Genomic DNA, 17,172 nt, shown 5'->3' on the forward strand with positions numbered 1-17,172 from the left:
CCGATGAGAGCGATACAAGTACTGATTATTTTGATCTGTTTTCTGTGCAACATGCTCGATGGCATGGATGTGTTGATCATTTCTTATACGGCTCCGGCGATCGCGAAGGCCTGGAGTATTTCCCCAGCGAATTTAGGAATTGTGTTTAGTTCTGGCCTGGTCGGGATGACGGTGGGTGCGATATTTTTAGCTCCGTTGGCGGATCGTTTTGGGCGGAAACCGTTAATGATTCTGGCGGCGGTGATTATGGGAACCTGCATATATTTGACCTCCTACGCGACGGATGTGAACATTTTGATGATCTATCGATTTATCAGTGGACTCGGCATCGGGACGATGATGGCGAGTACGGCGGCGATTACGGCGGAATATGCGCCTGCATCTACGCGCGATTTTTGGGTGAGCACGGTGGTGGCGGGCTATCCGGTGGGGGCCGTGTTAACCGGCATTTCTTCCGCGAAAATTATCGCAGAAAGCGGCTGGGAGCACCTATTTGAATTAGCGGGTTTAGCGACTTTTCTGGTGATCCCCATCCTGTTTTTCTTCCTGAAAGAATCAGATGAATTTAAGGCCAAAGCCAAGCCAGAAGACGCCAAGATCAGCGCCTTGTTTACGTCTGATTTTAAGTGGAGCACTTGGCAGTTATGGAGTGCTTTATTTTTATCTTTCACTACCCTGTATTTCTTGATGAATTGGATTCCAAAATTAGCCTCTAATGCTGGCCTATCGATGGAATTAGCGATTTATTCCGGAACGATCTTTAATCTGGGAGCCATCGTGGGCATTCCAGTGCAAGGTTATTTTTCGACCCGTTTTGGCTTGAAAAAATCGATCGGAGTGTTGTTATTAATTACGGCAGTTCTATTAGGAATTTTTGGACAATTTTCTGGATCTAATTTGATCCTAGTGGTGTTGTTTTTCCTAGGCTTCGGGGTGCAAGGTAGCTTCGTAGGATTATATGCCGTAGCGGCGAGAATGTATCCGACCGCGATTCGTTCGACGGGTATTGGCTGGGCAATCGGCATGGGGCGTTTAGGTGGTATTTTAGGTCCGATCTCAGGGGGCATTTTAGTGGGCCTAGGTTTAGGTATGGCTGAAAGCTTCCTATTCTTCGCCTTGCCTTCCTTACTTGCCGGAATTATTACGCTAAAAATTAGTTCCCAAACCATTTCCTAATGCGCAAACACAATTTCTTTCCTGGACCGGCGACTCTTCCCATTGAGGTTATTCAAGAGGCAGCGGCGGGTTTAGTTGACTACAACGGAATGGGCGTTTCTATCGCTGAAATCAGCCACCGTTCTCCCATTTTCACGGATTTATTAGACGAAGCGAATGCGCTCGTGAAAAAATTATATGGCCTTTCGGATGATTGGGCTGTGCTTTGGTTACCCGGAGGGGCATCTAGTCAGCTGACCGTGGCACCGATGAATCTGACAGAACCCCAGGATAAGATTGCATTTGTGGACACGGGATTTTGGGCGGGACGTGCAATCGAAGCGGCGGCAAATGAGGCGAATGCCTTCTTTTTAGCTTCTTCCAAAGACACGAACTACGACCGAATCCCTAAAATCACAGACGTTCAAGGTGCACGTTATTTACACGTCGTTTCGAATGAGACGATCGACGGAACGCAATACCATGAGTTTCCTGAAGTTGATGTTCCTTTAGTCGCAGATATGACATCTGATTTCTTGTCGAGACCCTTACCGATGGAGAAATTTGGGGTGATTTTCGCGTCCGCACAGAAGAATTTTGGGATCGCTGGGATTACCTGCGTGCTGGTGAATAAGGCGGTTTTGCCGGAGAAAAATAGCCGTAAGGTTCCTAAGATATTTGATTATCATACGCATATCGCCGAAAATTCACTTTACCATACCATCCCGACTTATCCGGTTTATGTGGCGCTATTGATGCTTCGGTATATTGATAAACAAGGTGGACTAGCGGAAATGCAACGTTTGAGTGAACAAAAATCCGCTTTGATTTACAACGAAATCGACCGAAATCCTCTGCTGAAAGGCATTGTGGCTACGGAAGATCGCTCCTTGATGAACGCCTGCTTTACGAGTCAATCGCCAGAGATGGATCAGAAGATTAACTTGTTTTTAGAGCAAAATGACATCGTAGGGATTAAAGGTTTTCCGACCAAAGGAGGGTTCAGAGCCTCCATCTATAACGGCCAACCGCTAGCCAGCGTGGCTCATTTAGTAGATTTATTGCAAAACTTGTCCCTATGAAAATAATCATCGCTGGTGGTGGAATTGGAGGTTTGGTGACTGCTTTGCGCTTACATCAGGCCGGATTTGAAGTAAAGGTTTTCGAATCCGTGGAAGAAGTAAAACCGCTCGGGGTGGGAATTAATATTCTACCTCATGCCGTGCGCGTATTGACGAATATTGGATTATTACCGAAAGTCTCAGCCATTGCGGTGGAGACAAAGGAGTTAATCTATGCAAACCGTTTTGGGCAGTTTTTCTGGTCAGAACCGCGGGGGAAATTCGCTGGATATCGCTGGCCACAGTTTTCGATTCACCGCGGGAAATTCCAGGTGATGCTTTGGGAAGAAACCCTGAAAACCATCGGTGCGGAGAACTTAAAAACGAATTGCCATTTACATTCTTTTGAAGAAAAGGGGGACAAAATCACGGCCACATTTATCAACAAGGAAACGGGGCAGATCGTAGCGGAAGAAGAGGGAGATATCTTGATAGGTGCCGACGGAATCAATTCCGTTTTGCGTCAAAAACTCTATCCCAACGAAGGTGGAGTCGTGTTTTCTGGCAATATCTTATACCGAGGAACGGCCAAAATCAAACCCTATCAAACAGGTTCTTCGATGGCCATGATCGGGTCAAACAAGCAGAAAATGGTCATCTATCCCATAGGCGAACCGGACGCAGATGGGAACCAAGTCATCAACTGGGTGGCAAACGTTCGCGAGCCAGAAGGGGCAAAAATTACGGTGCGTGATTGGAATCGCAAAGTGGAAAAAGGTCCGTTACTGGAACTTTACAAAGACTGGAAATTTGACTGGATCGATGTGCCGGAAATGATCGAAAAAACAGCTGGCGGCATCTTCGAATTCCCGATGTCAGACCGCAATCCTTTGGACAAATGGTCATTCTCCCGTGTCACTCTTTTAGGGGATGCGGCGCATCCGATGTACCCCATCGGATCGAACGGAGCTTCGCAAGCGATATTGGATGCGGACGCTTTGGCCTTAGCTCTATTAGCGGAAAAAGATGTCATTCAAGCGCTCGTTCATTACGACCAAGAGCGCGTACCTGCCACGGCAAAAGTAGTCTTACAAAACCGCCAAAAAGGACCCGATTTCATTATGGATCTCATGGAAGAGCGTTTCCCTGCGGGTTTTAGTGAAGACGAAATTCCGCACGAAGAACTAGCACAAATTATGAATCAGTATAAACAAGTAGCAGGTTTTGACATCCAAAGCCTGAACGCTAAAACGTAGAACTATGAAAAGACGTCACTTTATTGCCTCAGCTGGCTTATTAGCGAGCACAGGAACAACAGCGAAAACTGCTGCGAAAAAGCCCTTATTACACCACGTGTTTTTCTGGCTGAATAATCCGAATTCGAAAGAGGATAAACAACAATTAATCAAAGGCTTAAAAGCGCTGAAAGGCATTCCTTCCATCAAGGAAATCCATATTGGAACCTTAGCCTCTACCGAAAAACGCGAGGTAGTAGATACGAGCTGGGATGTTTCAGAATTGATGTTTTTCGATGACGAAGCGGGACAAAAAGTCTACCAGGATCACCCCATTCACGTCGATTTCGTGAAGAATTATGCACACTTGTGGAAAAAAGTACTGGTCTATGATTCGGTGGATGCGTAGCTAAATTTGTTCCCAAATCCGTAAACGGAACAAAAGTGCCCCCACGTACTGACTTTGTATGATAAAATATCCCCTTTCTTTGGCAAAATTATTCACCCATTAAAAACCAAAGAAATGAAAAAAATCATTCTATTATTTGTACTAGCGGGAAGCATTTTCGCTTGTTCTAAAAAAGAGGACGGTGCAGCAGCATCTGCAAGCACTTCAACTGATCCTTCCGCAGTTTTAGCTGGAGTTGTTATCGATACTTCCGCTAACGTAGGTTTAGTGATGAAGGCAATTCGTGCGATTGAATCAGGTGATTCTGCGGCTTACCGTGCAACATATGCGCCAGATGTCGTATTTCACGACAATTTAGATTCCATGGGTCTTAATGAAAATATGACCATGTTTAAAACGATGGCAGAAAAAGGCATTAAGTTAAAAGTCGAGATGGGACCAGTTTGGGAAAATCAATTCGATAAGCCTTCTAAGAAAAAAGGCTATACAAACTATGTCATGAGTAAGAGTGCCTTTATCTTCACAAGAGGTGAAAAGCAAACGAAAATGGTCATTTTCGCAGTAGATGCGATCAAAGATGGCAAGCAAGTCGAAGAATGGTTACACTATGACAGAAGTGCTTTTGTTGAAATTTCAAAATAATTGATTTGTTGCAGCGTCCTACGGACGCTGCAACATTTTTTTACTTCATTTCGCCGTACGGGATGGTGTTTACATACAGCGATAATTCCTTCGCTGCTTCTTTAAAAAGAATCCAACGTTCCTGATTCGCTAACAGCATAATAGAAATGTTATCCGTTTTCAAGTCTTTCGAGATATAATAATCTTTACGCGTCTCGCTCAAATACGCTGACTTGTCTTCATTCGTTGTCTCCCGTGTTCTATTCAATAAATCATTGTTAAAACGACGGAATTTTTCCGGTGTATCCAGGGTTAAGGTAAACCAAAGATCTCGAGTGCTCATAAAGGCCAGAGTCACCTCAAAGTGCTCTTTACCGTCGTCTGAGGTCACTTTAGAATAATTGACCTTGCAGTTTCCGTTGATGATACGGGCTTGAATAAGTTCTGTTTTCGGTTGTGCAAACGCGCTAAGCGCGAACACTACTAACAGGGTGAAACTAAGTGTTAATTTGTTCATAGGGGTTTTATTTTACGGCAAGGTAATAAAAATATTCCGCCGTCCTACTCACCCCTAGGACACCGGCTTCCATTTCTTTTCGTACATTCGAATGAAACCTATTGAATATGAAAAAGTCGATCCTTGCCTGTTTGCTATTTGTGCTTTCTTTTGTGGCTCAAGCGCAGTTTTCCCTTCAAAACTTACAAGTAGAATACCAAAAGGCTCCACTCGGACTTGATGAAGCTCATCCCCGCTTTTCTTGGCAGATGAATTCTACTGCTCGCAATGCAAAACAATCAGCCTATCGAATTGTGGTGCAAGACGAAAGTGGACGCGCAGTTTGGGATTCTAAAAAGCAAAGCACGGACATCTCCTTAGGCATTCCATATGCTGGAGAAGCCCTAGAAGCGAAAACGGCGTATCGCTGGACGCTGGAGGTTTGGGATTCCGCCAAAAAGAAATCGACACAGAACTCCCACTTCGAAACAGGCCTGATGAATCCGGGTTTTGATGCCTGGAAAGGAGCGGAATGGATCGGATCCAATGACCTGACATTCTATTCGCACTATTTATCCGTCTATAAGTTTCAATATGGGGTCCAAATCGATCAAGGAACGAAGGCGAGCTTTGTTTTTGGGGCAAATGACCCGCGATTACAAAACCGCAATCTGAATATTCAAGACGTGGCTAGCGGTCCTAATCAATCCTATATTAAGCTGGAATTAGATATTTCCGGGCTAACAAAAACCGATTCTGGCCAAGCTTCTTTCCACATTTACCGGGTAGGTTACGATAAAAAAGACCAGGAAGATCAACCGTTCAAAAGCTTTACCATTCCTTTGGCCATCATCAATGAAGCGAATCAATCTCAAAAACATACGGTGTTTGCGGAATGCAATTTTGGGGTGTTTGATTTTTACATCGATCAAGTAGACAAGGAACACAAGATTAATCCGACGGACAAAAATGCGAATATTTTTGCGCCCTCCGGCGTGAACCTTAACCCCATCGGTTTAGGCAATAATTTTATCAGTTATCCCATGCTTTCGGAGATTGGATTTGCCACTGGAACTGGACATTCTGCCCGTTTCTCGGATGTCATAATTCGAAATTTTAGACTCCCTTCGAATCCGCTATTTGAGGCTTCTCAAAATCCAGAATTATGGAAAGAGCTCCCTTTTGATGGTAAGGCATTTAGCGTTTCCGGGAAATTCAGTGTGGCTAATCCAAGTCGCAATGCCGCACCGATGTTGCGCACGGAATTTGCTTCAGCTGAGGGAAAAACAATCAAAAGTGCCCGCATTTATGCTACAGCACGCGGCATTTATGAACTATACTTAAACGGCAAACGCGTGGGTGACGAGTTCTTTAATCCCGGTTTAACGCAATACAATAAGACGCATACCTACCAGGTTTTCGACGTGACGGCGCTGCTAAATAAGGGCCAAAATGCCTGGGGAGCCTGGTTAAGTGAGGGCTGGTGGAGCGGAAATATAACCTATAGTGGTGATAATTGGAATTATTTTGGTGATCGCCAATCCCTTGTAGCCACACTCGAAATTCGCTATACGGACGGGACGCAGCAGGTCATTCGGACGAATCCTTCGACCTGGAAATCATTCAGCGATGGACCCATCCGCGTAGGAAGTTTCTTCCAAGGTGAAGTATATGATGCTCAGAAAAACGCAGCGATCGCAGGCTGGTCATCTACTCATTTCAATGATAAAAACTGGGCCCCTGCCGCAAAAATCAACTTAGAGGGAACCAGTTTCGCCCTTGATTACCAAGGAATGAAGTTAGTAAATCATTTAGATGACCGCGTTACGGTGCAACAAGTACTGCAGGCGAAGTCCATTGCAGAACCTAGAAAAGGGGTTTATGTGTATGATATGGGCCAAAACATGGTCGGCTTCCCTAAGATCTTCATCAAAAACGGAAAGCCTGGACAAGTCATCACCATGCGTTTTGCCGAAGTTTTATACCCCGATTTAGCTGAATACGCAGGCCAAAAAGGGATGATCATGCTCGAAAATATCCGGGCAGCCCTAGCGCAAGATATCCACATTCTACAAGGCGGAGACGAATATATTCAACCGCGTTTTACGTTCCACGGCTACCGCTATGTAGAGATTACGGGAGTAGAAACAGCTCCTGAACTACCTCAGGTAGCCGGAATCGTGCTTTCCTCCGTGAAAAACATCAGCTCTTCCTATGAGACCTCTGACCCGATGGTTAACAAACTATGGTCTAACATCACCTGGTCAATGCGCTCGAATTTCTTATCAATTCCGACGGACACCCCGGCGAGAAACGAGCGGATGGGCTGGAGCGGGGACATCAATGTCTTCTCCAAAACAGCTACGATGATGGCACCCGTAAATAACTTCATGCGCCGTCACTTGCTGGGCATGCGCGATGTGCAGCGTGCCGATGGCCGATTCACGGATGTGGCGCCGATGGGTGGGGGTTTTGGCGGGACCTTGTGGGGTAGCGCGGGTATCGTGATTCCCTGGGAAACCTATTTGCAATATGGTGATAAGGCAATGCTGGCGGAGCATTATCCGGCAATGAAACGCTACATGACTTTCCTTGATTCGAAAGTCAAAGATGGCATTTTGAACGAGGGTCCCTTAGGTGATTGGCTCAGTCCGGAGGGCAATAAAAACGACAATACGCTATTCTGGATGGCCTACCAAGCGGCAGATTTAGCGATTGTTTCGAAAGCTGCCCGCGTATTAGGTTTAACGGCAGAGGCAGATCAGTATTTGGCCCAAAGCGAAGCCAAAAAAGTCGATTTCAACGCGATTTACGTTGATAAAGCGACACATAAAACCATCAAATCAGGCGTAAAAACCGGCTTTATGGGCGCTCCAAACGACCGTGTCAGCACAGAGTCCACTGACAAAGGCCAGCTGATGGATACGCAGGCGTCTTATGCGATTCCTTTGGCATTAAACGTATTCAATGCTCAGAATACACCACGAGCGATCGAACATTTAGTTACAACCGTCACTAGATCGAACAAAGACGACCAAGGCGAAGTTCGTTCGCCCTTCTCCTTGATGACCGGATTCATCGGAACGGCCTCTATCTCAGAAGCACTTTCCGCGAATGGCAAACACGACATCGCCTACGGCCTATTGACTACGAAAACCTACCCCTCTTGGTTGTATTCGGTGGCGAATGGGGCGACGAGTATTTGGGAAAGACTGAACTCGTATACCATCGAAAACGGCTTCGGGGGGAACAATAGTATGAACTCCTTTAACCACTATTCGTTCGGGGCGGTGGCAGCTTGGATGTACACGCATTCGCTTGGAATTCAGCGCAACGAAACATCTCCAGGTTACAAGCATTTCATTTTGCAGCCTACGCCAGATCCTACAGGCAAGATTACGTATGCTAAAGGCAATGTCGAAACCATGTACGGTAATATCAAAAGCGAGTGGTCGAAACAGGGAAATAAAACGACCTACCGTTTCACGATTCCGGCGAATACGTCCGCACAGGTGAAACTGCCTCAGGGCAAAATCGTGAAAGGTAGCTTTCAGACAAAAACCAGCGCGGATCGAATGAACTTCGAGCTAGGCGCAGGGGTATACGAATACGTCGTGGAAGAGAATTAACCGAGGAGGGCCTTCATTTTTTTGGCAATAAAATTCGTCGCATATTCTGGGGCTAAACGACTCAGGTAGTACAGGAATGTAGAATCAGATCCCACCAAAATATGGAAACGATCCGCTTCCATTCCGGCTAAAATGATGGCCGCCGCTTCTTTTGCGGGTAGGGACGTCATTCCACTCGATTTTCCCTCCATTGCGCGCATATCAACACCAGAATTAGCCGTAATATTGGTGGCGATAGCGCCAGGAAAGACCGTTGAAACCTTGACTTTCGTATCTTTTAACTCGGCATAGAGGCCTTCCGTGAAAAGTTTGACTGCGGCTTTTGAGGCGCCATAAATGCTTTGACCAGGTACAGGTAAAAAACCTCCCATGCTGGAAATGTTCACAATATGCGCTTCAGGACGTTCAAGAAAATGAGAAAGAAAGGCCTTAGTCAAATAAACGAGTCCGAAAAAGTTCACGTCCATCACCCTCTTCACGAGATCCAGGGTCAGCTCATTCACTTTCACAAAGGGCTGAATAATTCCCGCATTATTAATCAGTCCGTCCACCTGCCCAAAATGCTGCAGCACTTTTTCTGGCACCGCATTGACCTGTGTAAGATCTGAAATATCGGCTTCGATAGACAAAAAATTCTCCGCTCGAGCGCCGGATAACTGTGCCGTTTCTTCCAAAGCCGCTAAGTGAATATCTAGTCCTGCCACCTTGCCTCCGCGGGCAATAATCTGCAGAGCCATCTCGCGGCCCATGCCACTTCCGGCACCCGTAATGACGAAAACTTTTCCTGGAATTTTCATTTGATTAGCGTTTGGTTACTTTCAAATTTACACAGAAAGAACTCCGTTAACAACCTTTCTTTTTCGCTAACGCAAACCAAAAATCTTCATCGAACGCATCGACCATGGAGTGACGTCATCCACTGCTGCCGTAACTCCCTCCGCTACTTTCAAGCGCATAAACTTCGCACGCGTAGCTGGCAAAGTGATGATGTTGTCGCCCTGCGTTCCTTTCACGTTCGCTTGCACCACCTTCCAATCTGAGCCATTCGTCGAGGCCTCCACGGTTATATTCCGCGGATAGGTATGCGTGAATTCGGGAGTTTCTCCGGCCTTCGGTCTTTGGCCTTTCTTAAATCCAGAATTGGACGTAAAGTGGAATTCTGAGAAGGTGAATTCCGCGGGAAATTCCACTTGGAAAACCATGTCTTTTTCCTGCGTTTTTCCTGTCGACCAACCCTCGTAATTGAAGGCACTTTTAGGCGATGCATTTCCTCCTACGCGAGTCGATGCGGTGTGGGAGGCATAGAATTTCCAGCTTTGGTCCGGAATAAATTCAACCGGCACTTGCTTCAGTAGTGACTCAAACTTATACATCCCTGCCTGCTTGTTTGTGTTCGCCCGAATAGCCGCCACCTGCGCAGGACTGACAAACGACGCATCGTTCGACAAGCCATTGCGGATATACGAAACCACATCCGCAATCCATTCATCAGACTGCTCTTTCATGGATTGCATCAAACCGCCCGCATAGGTTTTTCCTTCGATTGAACCCTCTAAGCCGTGCAATAAAACGCGAACAGCATATTCTGGATGCTGTTGAATGCGGAAAGATCCTGCTAAAGCTGGCGCTAACAATTTCCCATTACCCATCGACTTACCCATCCCATCATTTCCATGGCATTGCGAACAAAGTTCCGCAAAAACCAATTCGCCACGCTCTAGAATTCCTTTTTGCTCTTTGCTGAGTTCCGGTGCATTAAAATTACGTGATTTAGGAGGTGAGATAATTTGCTCGCCTATCAATTTTACACCAGATGATTTATTCGAAACTAAGGTCGATTTGATGGAAGATTCGTGATTAGGAATCATCAGAAATTTCTGCGTAAATATCGCCTGCATCACCACCTCATTATCCGTGTCTTTCAAGGCTTTAGTGTATAAATCCACTAGCCCTTTTTCGCCCGCTTTGTACAAGGTTTCAGATGCTTTCAAAGCTTGGATTCGAATGCGCGGATTTGCATCACTTGCTAAATGAGCGACCGTTGAAACTTTCAAAGCGCCTAAGCCTTCTAAAGTCCAGATGGCGTGAATACGGCCATTTACATTCGTCCCCTTTAAGGCCATCGCCATCAAAGCTGGCACCACTGATTTATCTTGGCGCTGCACCAAAACTTGTTGCGCCATATCTTGCCACCAGCCATTCGGGTGATTTAAATAGGTCACCAAAGTAGCTGATTTATCATCGTACATCCGCGGTTGTTTCGTGTCGCGCTTGAAGCCCTCATGACTCACGCGCCAAATACGTCCCAAGCCCACCACTTTATCTAATTTGTATTGCTCGATTTTCATCCTCAAATAAGAGCCTTTGGGCGTCCATTGCCCCTCCTGAATAATCCCGTGGTACATATCTACGATGTACATCGTACCATCCGGAGCAGTGGCCATATCGATGGGACGGAACAAAGGATCGGTGGAACGAATGAATTCGGATTTTTGATCCTGAAACACATTGTGTAATGTTGTCAAACCCTCTTTTTTCACAGGGTTAATTTGGCGGACGATGCGAGCTACCGGTTCACCATAAAAAAGCTGACCGCGCAAAGAAGCAGGTAATCGATCGCCACGGAAAATATCATTTCCGGCAGATCCGGTTACGCGATTTAGCGATCCATCTGGCTGACGAATTTCGTCCATTCCGCCTTGCATATCAGACACTTTCACCGCAGCGCCGTAAGGGACTACGAAACCAGGGGCAAGTTCATTCGGTACTTCGAAGTTCCCATATTGAATGGGGAATTGAAAGTGGGACGGCACACCAGAAGCGCCCCCTTGGAAGTATAATTTCCCGTCATCGTCTTGAGTGATTCCCCACTGGGCACGGTTTGCACCCGTTTTTTCACGGATGATGCCGCTAGGCGTTTCTCGGATACGGAAAGCATTATAAGTGGAATAAAGCCAATTGTCCATCCCATAAAATAAGAAAGCTTGCTGGTGTTCGACGTTACCAGAGCGGCCGTATTTATTCGTGAAAAACTCTTTTTTATCGGCCTTGCCGTCGCCGTTTGTGTCCGTGTATTTGTAGATATTATCCTGATCAGACTCCATCGTCAAGATGCTGTTTTTGCCATAGGGTAAGACGAAACGCGGGAAGATTAATCCATCCACGAAGGCTGTTCCCGTCTCATAAATCCCGTCATTATTCTTGTCTTCCCAGCGAGAAATTCGGCTGGTGGGTTCTAATTCGTTTTTGGAATCCGCATCAAGCATATACGATCTTAACTCCAAAACGTACATCCGCCCGTTCCCGTCAAACACAATTTCCGCAGGTTGCTGAATTTGTGGCTCCGCTAAAACGGGTTGCATTTGATAGCCAGCAGGAAGTAGGAATTTTTTCAGTTGTTCGTCGATGGTCAAAGGTTGCACCGGAGCTTTGGGCGCTAAATCAATCCCTTTCCAGTTCTCATCATTCGGATCTACCCCATCCGGAATTTTCAACGTATCTACTGAACTGGTACGAGAAGAGGTGGAGTGAAAGGAGGCCAAAACAGCAAGCGTCAGCATCCCCGCCAAAGATAAAAGGGCTAATTTTTTCATAGGTTTAGATTTGTACACAAGGAATACAGAATTTCGCTGAATTACAATAGGTTAGCGGGAATTATCAGGTCAGGCCATCCTAAATTGCAGAATTCCTTATCTTAGTGCTACGATCTAAACTTCTATGAAAAAAATCTTCTTCCTCCTCCTCAGCTTTGCGGCGTTTTCAGAGGTTAAACTCCCGTCTTTAGTCAGCAACGGAATGGTGCTGCAACGCGATATGCCGGTGAAAATTTGGGGCTGGGCGAATCCGGGCGAGAAAGTAAATGTAACCTTTAAAGGAAAAAAGATCCGGGCTATTGGAGATTCCAAAGGAAACTGGGCTTGCACCTTACCAGCAACGCCTGCTGGGGGTCCGTATGAGATTACGATCAACGAAAAGTCCGTGAAAGATGTCCTTTTCGGGGATGTGTGGCTATGCGCTGGACAATCCAATATGGTCATCAACATGGAGCGCGTGAAGGAGAAATATCCGGCTGATATTGCCTCCGCGAACAACCCACAGATTCGAAACTTCTTCATTCCTACTGCCATCTCCAAGTTAGAAGTTCGCAGCGATTTGCCAGCGAGTTCCTGGCTTCCGGTTACCCCAGAAAACGTACTACAAATGGGTGCCGTTTCGTATTTCTTTGCCCGTGATTTGTATGCCCAATACCAGGTGCCCATCGGGATTATTAATTCCAGTGTGGGTGGAACTCCCATCGAATCCTGGATTAGCGAGGCGGGGTTAAAAGAGTTTCCGGCCTATGTGAAAGACACATCACGCCTTTCGCCCCCGTCAGTCATTGCAAAAAAGTCCACAGACCGCGGCCTTACCGAAAAATGGGCGAATCCTGCGTATGTTCCCAAAGGTTGGAAACGCTTTTCGATCCCTGGTTTTTGGGAAGATCAGGGTTTAAGAGATCTGAACGGCGTGGTTTGGTTCAGAAGAGAAATCGAGATTCCTTTGTCATTAGCGGGTTTGCCTGCCAAACTTTTTATGGGCCGCATCGTCGATGCTGACCAGGTATTTGTGAACGGGGAACAAGTGGGAAATATCACCTACCAATATCCGCCACGCAGATATAACGTCAAAAATGGCCTGTTAAAAGCAGGCAAAAACCTGATTGTCATTCGCGTCACCAACACGGCCGGGAAAGGTGGTTTTGTGCCAGATAAGCCATACGAACTGATTGTGGGCGATCAAACAGTCGATTTGCAAGGGGATTGGAATTACAAGGTAGGCGAAGTTTTCCCTCCAGTAGTGGAGAAGCCGGCTCCATCTAATTTCACCCCTACCGCCTTGTACAATGCCATGATTGCCCCTTTTACCTCGTATTCCTTAAAGGGATTTGTGTGGTACCAAGGCGAAACCAATGTGTGGAAACCAGAGATTTATGAACAGCTGTTGCCCGCTTTAGCCAAAGACTGGAGAACACAATTCAAGCAACCCAATATTCCCTTTTTATACGTGCAATTACCCGGTTTCCAAGACCGGACTATGCTGCCGGCAGAAAGTAATATGGCCGTTCTGCGCGATGGACAACTCAAGAGTTTATCCATTCCGCGAAGTGGCATGGCGGTAACGCTAGATTTAGGCGAGTGGAATGACATTCATCCATTGACGAAAAAACCGATCGGCGAACGACTCGCTTTAGCCGCCCGCAAATTAGCCTACGGAGAGGACATCGTTTCGTCTGGACCTATTTATGAGTCCAACCAAATCGAGGGAAACCGCATCCGCATTCGCTTCCGTGAAACGGGCAGCGGACTCTCAATAAATAAAACGGATGAAGACGAATTGATGCAATTTGCGATCGCCGGGAAAGACAAGAAATTCGTGTGGGCAAAGGCGATTATCGAACGGAATACGGTCGTGGTTTGGAGCGATGAAATAACAGAGCCAATGTACGTTCGCTATGCCTGGGCAGATAATCCGGAGGGAGCTAATTTAATCAATGTAGAGGGCTTGCCGGCTTCGCCATTTAGGACGGATAATTAATTGTATCATTCTGCTACAATAACTATCTTTGGCAAAATTACCCTAACACTCAATGAAAAAGATCCTCGGATTACTCGCGATTTCGACTGTAGCTTTCAGTCAACAGCATTTTATTCAGCAGAAAAATGGCCCTACTCTAGGCTATGATCAGGCCAAAATCATTCAAAAGGATGGCCTATCATTCAAAGACCTGAATAAAAACGGAAAATTGGATGTGTACGAGGATTGGAGAAAACCGGTAGACGAGCGGGCCAAAGATCTAGCGAAGCAGTTAAGCGTAGAAGAAATCGCTGGTTTGATGTTATACTCCGGACACCAAGCGGTTCCAGCAAGACCCGATGGTTATTTCGCAGGGACGTATGGCGGCAAGCCATTTGACCCAAAAACCATGGATGCCTCGGATTTAACAGATCAACAGAAGAAATTTTTACAAGCAGACAATTTACGTCACGTCTTATTGACGACGGTTTCGAGCCCAGAGGATGCGGCGAAATGGAACAATAAAATGCAAGCCTTTTGTGAATCAGTAGGCAAAGGTATTCCGGCTAATAACAGCACGGATCCGCGTCACGGAACCTCCGCTCGTGCGGAATTTAATGCAGCAGCCGGTGGCTTGATTTCGATGTGGCCCTCGTCTTTAGGAATGGCGGCGACGTTCAAGCCTGCCTTGATTCAACAATTCGGACGCATCGCTGCGGCAGAATACCGCGCTTTAGGAATTGCAACTGCTTTATCGCCCCAAGTAGACATCGCGACTGAACCGAGATGGGGTCGTTTTGACGGAACTTTTGGGGAAAGTCCAACGCTTTCTGCGGCAATGGGGGAAGCGTATTGCAACGGATTCCAAGGAGACAACTGGGGTGGATTAAGCGTGAACGCGATGGTCAAACACTGGCCAGGTGGTGGCGCAGGCGAAGCGGGTCGCGACGCGCACTATGCGAACGGGAAATTTGCGGTTTACCCAGGAAATAACTTTAACGAACACTTGATTCCATTTACGGAAGGCGCGTTTAAACTAACAGGTAACACGAAGAAAGCAGCGGCCGTAATGCCCTACTATACGATCTCGTGGAACCAGACAAACGAAAACGTCGCAAACAATTACAACAAATACTTAGTAACGGACCTTTTACGTAACAAATACGGCTACGATGGCGTCGTTTGCACAGACTGGTTAGTGACTGGCGATCACCAGGCGATGGACGTATTCATCGACGGCAAAGTATGGGGCGTAGAGAACTTGAATATGGCGGAACGTCATTATAAAGTATTGATGGCGGGAGCCGATCAGTTTGGGGGAAATAACGATATGAAACCGATCATCGATGCGTATGCGATGGGCGTGAAAGAGCATGGCGAGGCGAAGATGCGTGCGCGTATGGAACAATCTGCGGTGCGTTTATTACGCAATATTTTCCAAGTGGGTTTATTCGAAAATCCGTACGTGAATCCAGCAGAAACAAAAGCGACGGTGGGTAAACCGGAGTTTATGCAAGCGGGTTTCCAAGCGCAATTGCAATCGATTGTGCTCTTGAAAAACAAGGCGAATTTGTTGCCTATTAAAGAGAAAAAAACGCTCTACATTCCAAAACGTTTCGTGGCAGCGTCCCGTCACTTTTTGGGCTTCCCGATTCCAGCTTCGAATGACTTCCCTATCAACATCGAATTGGTACAGAAATACTTTAACGTGACAGACGACGCGTCGAAAGCGGACATCGCTTTAGTGTGTATCGAAAATCCGAAAAGTGGTATCGGTTACGATAAAGAAGATGTGGCCAAAGGCGGTAACGGTTACTTGCCTATCTCACTTCAATACAACGATTACACAGCAAACGATGCACGTGAGGTAAGTATTGCGGGTGGAGATCCTTTGGAAAACTTCACAAACAGAAGCTATAAAGGCAAAACGGTGAAGTCGCGCAACGTGACGGACATCCAATTAATCGAAGAGACTAAAGCGAAAATGAATGGCAAACCAGTCATCGTTTCCGTCAACGTATCGAACCCGATGGTGTTCGCAGAATTTGAAGGAAAAGCAGATGCGATCCTAGCGAGTTTTGGCGTGCAAGACCAAGCGATCTTAGAAATTATAGCAGGAAAAGCGGAGCCACAAGCCTTATTGCCGATGCAAATGCCAGCGAATATGAGCATCGTGGAAAAGCAAAAAGAAGACGTGCCATTTGATATGGAATGCCACTTGGACTCGGAAGGACATCGCTATGACTTCGGTTTTGGGATGAACTGGAAAGGGGTGATTCAGGATGGGAGAGCGAAACAGTATTCAGTAGCCAGTGGGCAGTAGACAGTGGGTAGTTAGCTAAGTGATTTGAATAACAAATCTGTTAAATAGCGCGCGACAAATTCCGTCTTGTGCTTCTTCCCGGCGTCTGTCAATTTAGGCAGGTGTTGACTGAAAAAGAGCTGTGAATGCGCTGTTTCAATCAAGGTGCTACTGAGGGAATGCGGAAATGCGTACGTAGGATTATGCGATTGAATCAAAGCGGAAATACGGCCACAAAGGTCCTTGTAGGGCTTAAAAACGGCGTCTTCATTGATCTCCTTCACCTCTTTAACAAGGTAAACTTTGCTGCTTTCGGTGATGACGATTTGGTGTAAATAATTCTTATTATAATCTGACTGGCCTTCACTCTCCGGTAAGGGATGCGTTAATAACTCGACTAGGCGTTCTAATTTTTCTTTCGAATTTGCCAAAGGTTGTAATTGAAACACCACCAAGTATTCCATAAAAGACCAATACCAATTCAAAATGTACAACAACATCCGGTGTTTATTCTCGAAATAACGGTAGATGGACGCTTCGGTTGTATTCATCTCCTTCGCTAATTTCTTAAAGGTGAAATGTTCAAAACCTAAGGTATGAATGAGGTCAATAGCATTTTTAACAATCTGCTTGCCTAATTCAGTGCTTTCTGGATCCCGTAAATAGATCTTTTCGTTTACCTTAAAACTTAATGAATAATCCATTGTTAAA

Annotated in this window: 12 protein-coding genes; 8 read left to right on the forward strand and 4 right to left on the reverse strand. The window is 46.1% G+C overall.

Features of this window, described 5'->3' with window-relative positions:
• Positions 1-3: 3 nt before the first annotated feature.
• The 5 genes from G9X63_RS04565 to G9X63_RS04585 all read left to right on the forward strand — a co-directional run bounded on the left by G9X63_RS04565 (position 4) and on the right by G9X63_RS04585 (position 4,502).
• The gene (locus G9X63_RS04565; RefSeq protein ID WP_252624605.1) at positions 4-1,176 is read left to right on the forward strand and encodes an MFS transporter; all 1,173 of its coding nucleotides are present in this window, start codon (positions 4-6) and stop codon (positions 1,174-1,176) included.
• Positions 1,176-2,237, forward strand: coding sequence for a 3-phosphoserine/phosphohydroxythreonine transaminase (gene serC / locus G9X63_RS04570; protein WP_252624606.1), 1,062 nt, complete (start codon positions 1,176-1,178; stop codon positions 2,235-2,237). Before G9X63_RS04565 ends, serC begins: the two co-directional genes overlap by 1 nt.
• Positions 2,234-3,472, forward strand: coding sequence for a flavin-dependent oxidoreductase (locus tag G9X63_RS04575; RefSeq protein ID WP_252624608.1), 1,239 nt, complete (start codon positions 2,234-2,236; stop codon positions 3,470-3,472). Before serC ends, G9X63_RS04575 begins: the two co-directional genes overlap by 4 nt.
• Positions 3,473-3,476: 4 nt before the next feature.
• Positions 3,477-3,860 carry a Dabb family protein gene (locus G9X63_RS04580; protein ID WP_130895729.1) on the forward strand — a complete coding sequence of 128 codons (384 nt, stop codon included), beginning with the start codon at positions 3,477-3,479 and terminating at the stop codon, positions 3,858-3,860.
• Between the two features lie 114 nt (positions 3,861-3,974).
• Entirely contained in the window at positions 3,975-4,502 is a 528-nt protein-coding gene (locus G9X63_RS04585; RefSeq protein ID WP_252624610.1) for a nuclear transport factor 2 family protein, read from the forward strand.
• Positions 4,503-4,542: 40 nt separating this feature from the next.
• Here G9X63_RS04585 and G9X63_RS04590 read toward each other — a convergent pair whose 3' ends face one another.
• Complete coding sequence (locus tag G9X63_RS04590) at positions 4,543-4,998, reverse strand: hypothetical protein (protein WP_130922323.1); 456 nt, start codon at positions 4,996-4,998, stop codon at positions 4,543-4,545.
• Between the two features lie 107 nt (positions 4,999-5,105).
• Between G9X63_RS04590 and G9X63_RS04595 the strand changes: the two genes are divergently transcribed.
• The gene (locus G9X63_RS04595) at positions 5,106-8,606 is read left to right on the forward strand and encodes an alpha-L-rhamnosidase (RefSeq protein ID WP_252624611.1); all 3,501 of its coding nucleotides are present in this window, start codon (positions 5,106-5,108) and stop codon (positions 8,604-8,606) included.
• On the opposite strand, the gene G9X63_RS04600 is transcribed toward G9X63_RS04595, so the two are convergent.
• Positions 8,603-9,403 (reverse strand): SDR family NAD(P)-dependent oxidoreductase, encoded by an 801-nt coding sequence (locus G9X63_RS04600; RefSeq protein ID WP_252624612.1) that lies wholly within the window; start codon positions 9,401-9,403, stop codon positions 8,603-8,605. The two genes, G9X63_RS04595 and G9X63_RS04600, sit on opposite strands and share 4 nt — an antisense overlap.
• A gap of 66 nt (positions 9,404-9,469) precedes the next feature.
• A complete protein-coding gene (locus tag G9X63_RS04605; RefSeq protein WP_252624613.1) occupies positions 9,470-12,199 on the reverse strand; it encodes a DUF7133 domain-containing protein in 2,730 nt (909 codons plus the stop codon).
• A 124-nt stretch (positions 12,200-12,323) separates the two neighbouring features.
• Between G9X63_RS04605 and G9X63_RS04610 the strand changes: the two genes are divergently transcribed.
• Together G9X63_RS04610 and G9X63_RS04615 are read left to right on the forward strand one after the other, a co-directional pair.
• Entirely contained in the window at positions 12,324-14,180 is a 1,857-nt protein-coding gene (locus G9X63_RS04610) for a sialate O-acetylesterase (protein WP_252624614.1), read from the forward strand.
• A 52-nt stretch (positions 14,181-14,232) separates the two neighbouring features.
• A complete protein-coding gene (locus G9X63_RS04615; RefSeq protein ID WP_252624615.1) occupies positions 14,233-16,482 on the forward strand; it encodes a glycoside hydrolase family 3 protein in 2,250 nt (749 codons plus the stop codon).
• An 11-nt stretch (positions 16,483-16,493) separates the two neighbouring features.
• On the opposite strand, the gene G9X63_RS04620 is transcribed toward G9X63_RS04615, so the two are convergent.
• Positions 16,494-17,165 carry a TetR/AcrR family transcriptional regulator gene (locus tag G9X63_RS04620; protein WP_252624616.1) on the reverse strand — a complete coding sequence of 224 codons (672 nt, stop codon included), beginning with the start codon at positions 17,163-17,165 and terminating at the stop codon, positions 16,494-16,496.
• Positions 17,166-17,172: the final 7 nt, after the last annotated feature.

This window comes from Aquirufa antheringensis (assembly GCF_023921165.1).
Taxonomy (GTDB): Bacteria; Bacteroidota; Bacteroidia; order Cytophagales; family Spirosomataceae; genus Aquirufa; species Aquirufa antheringensis.

Excerpts from the sequence above, each read along its gene's own strand:
- serC (WP_252624606.1), top strand. The coding sequence starts at position 1,176 with ATGCGCAAACACAATTTCTTTCCTGGACCGGCGACTCTTCCCATTGAG.
- G9X63_RS04565 (WP_252624605.1), top strand. The coding sequence starts at position 4 with ATGAGAGCGATACAAGTACTGATTATTTTGATCTGTTTTCTGTGCAAC.
- G9X63_RS04600 (WP_252624612.1), bottom strand. The coding sequence starts at position 9,403 with ATGAAAATTCCAGGAAAAGTTTTCGTCATTACGGGTGCCGGAAGTGGC.
- G9X63_RS04585 (WP_252624610.1), top strand. The coding sequence starts at position 3,975 with ATGAAAAAAATCATTCTATTATTTGTACTAGCGGGAAGCATTTTCGCT.
- G9X63_RS04595 (WP_252624611.1), top strand. The coding sequence starts at position 5,106 with ATGAAAAAGTCGATCCTTGCCTGTTTGCTATTTGTGCTTTCTTTTGTG.
- G9X63_RS04580 (WP_130895729.1), top strand. The coding sequence starts at position 3,477 with ATGAAAAGACGTCACTTTATTGCCTCAGCTGGCTTATTAGCGAGCACA.
- G9X63_RS04605 (WP_252624613.1), bottom strand. The coding sequence starts at position 12,199 with ATGAAAAAATTAGCCCTTTTATCTTTGGCGGGGATGCTGACGCTTGCT.
- G9X63_RS04620 (WP_252624616.1), bottom strand. The coding sequence starts at position 17,165 with ATGGATTATTCATTAAGTTTTAAGGTAAACGAAAAGATCTATTTACGG.
- G9X63_RS04610 (WP_252624614.1), top strand. The coding sequence starts at position 12,324 with ATGAAAAAAATCTTCTTCCTCCTCCTCAGCTTTGCGGCGTTTTCAGAG.
- G9X63_RS04590 (WP_130922323.1), bottom strand. The coding sequence starts at position 4,998 with ATGAACAAATTAACACTTAGTTTCACCCTGTTAGTAGTGTTCGCGCTT.
- G9X63_RS04615 (WP_252624615.1), top strand. The coding sequence starts at position 14,233 with ATGAAAAAGATCCTCGGATTACTCGCGATTTCGACTGTAGCTTTCAGT.
- G9X63_RS04575 (WP_252624608.1), top strand. The coding sequence starts at position 2,234 with ATGAAAATAATCATCGCTGGTGGTGGAATTGGAGGTTTGGTGACTGCT.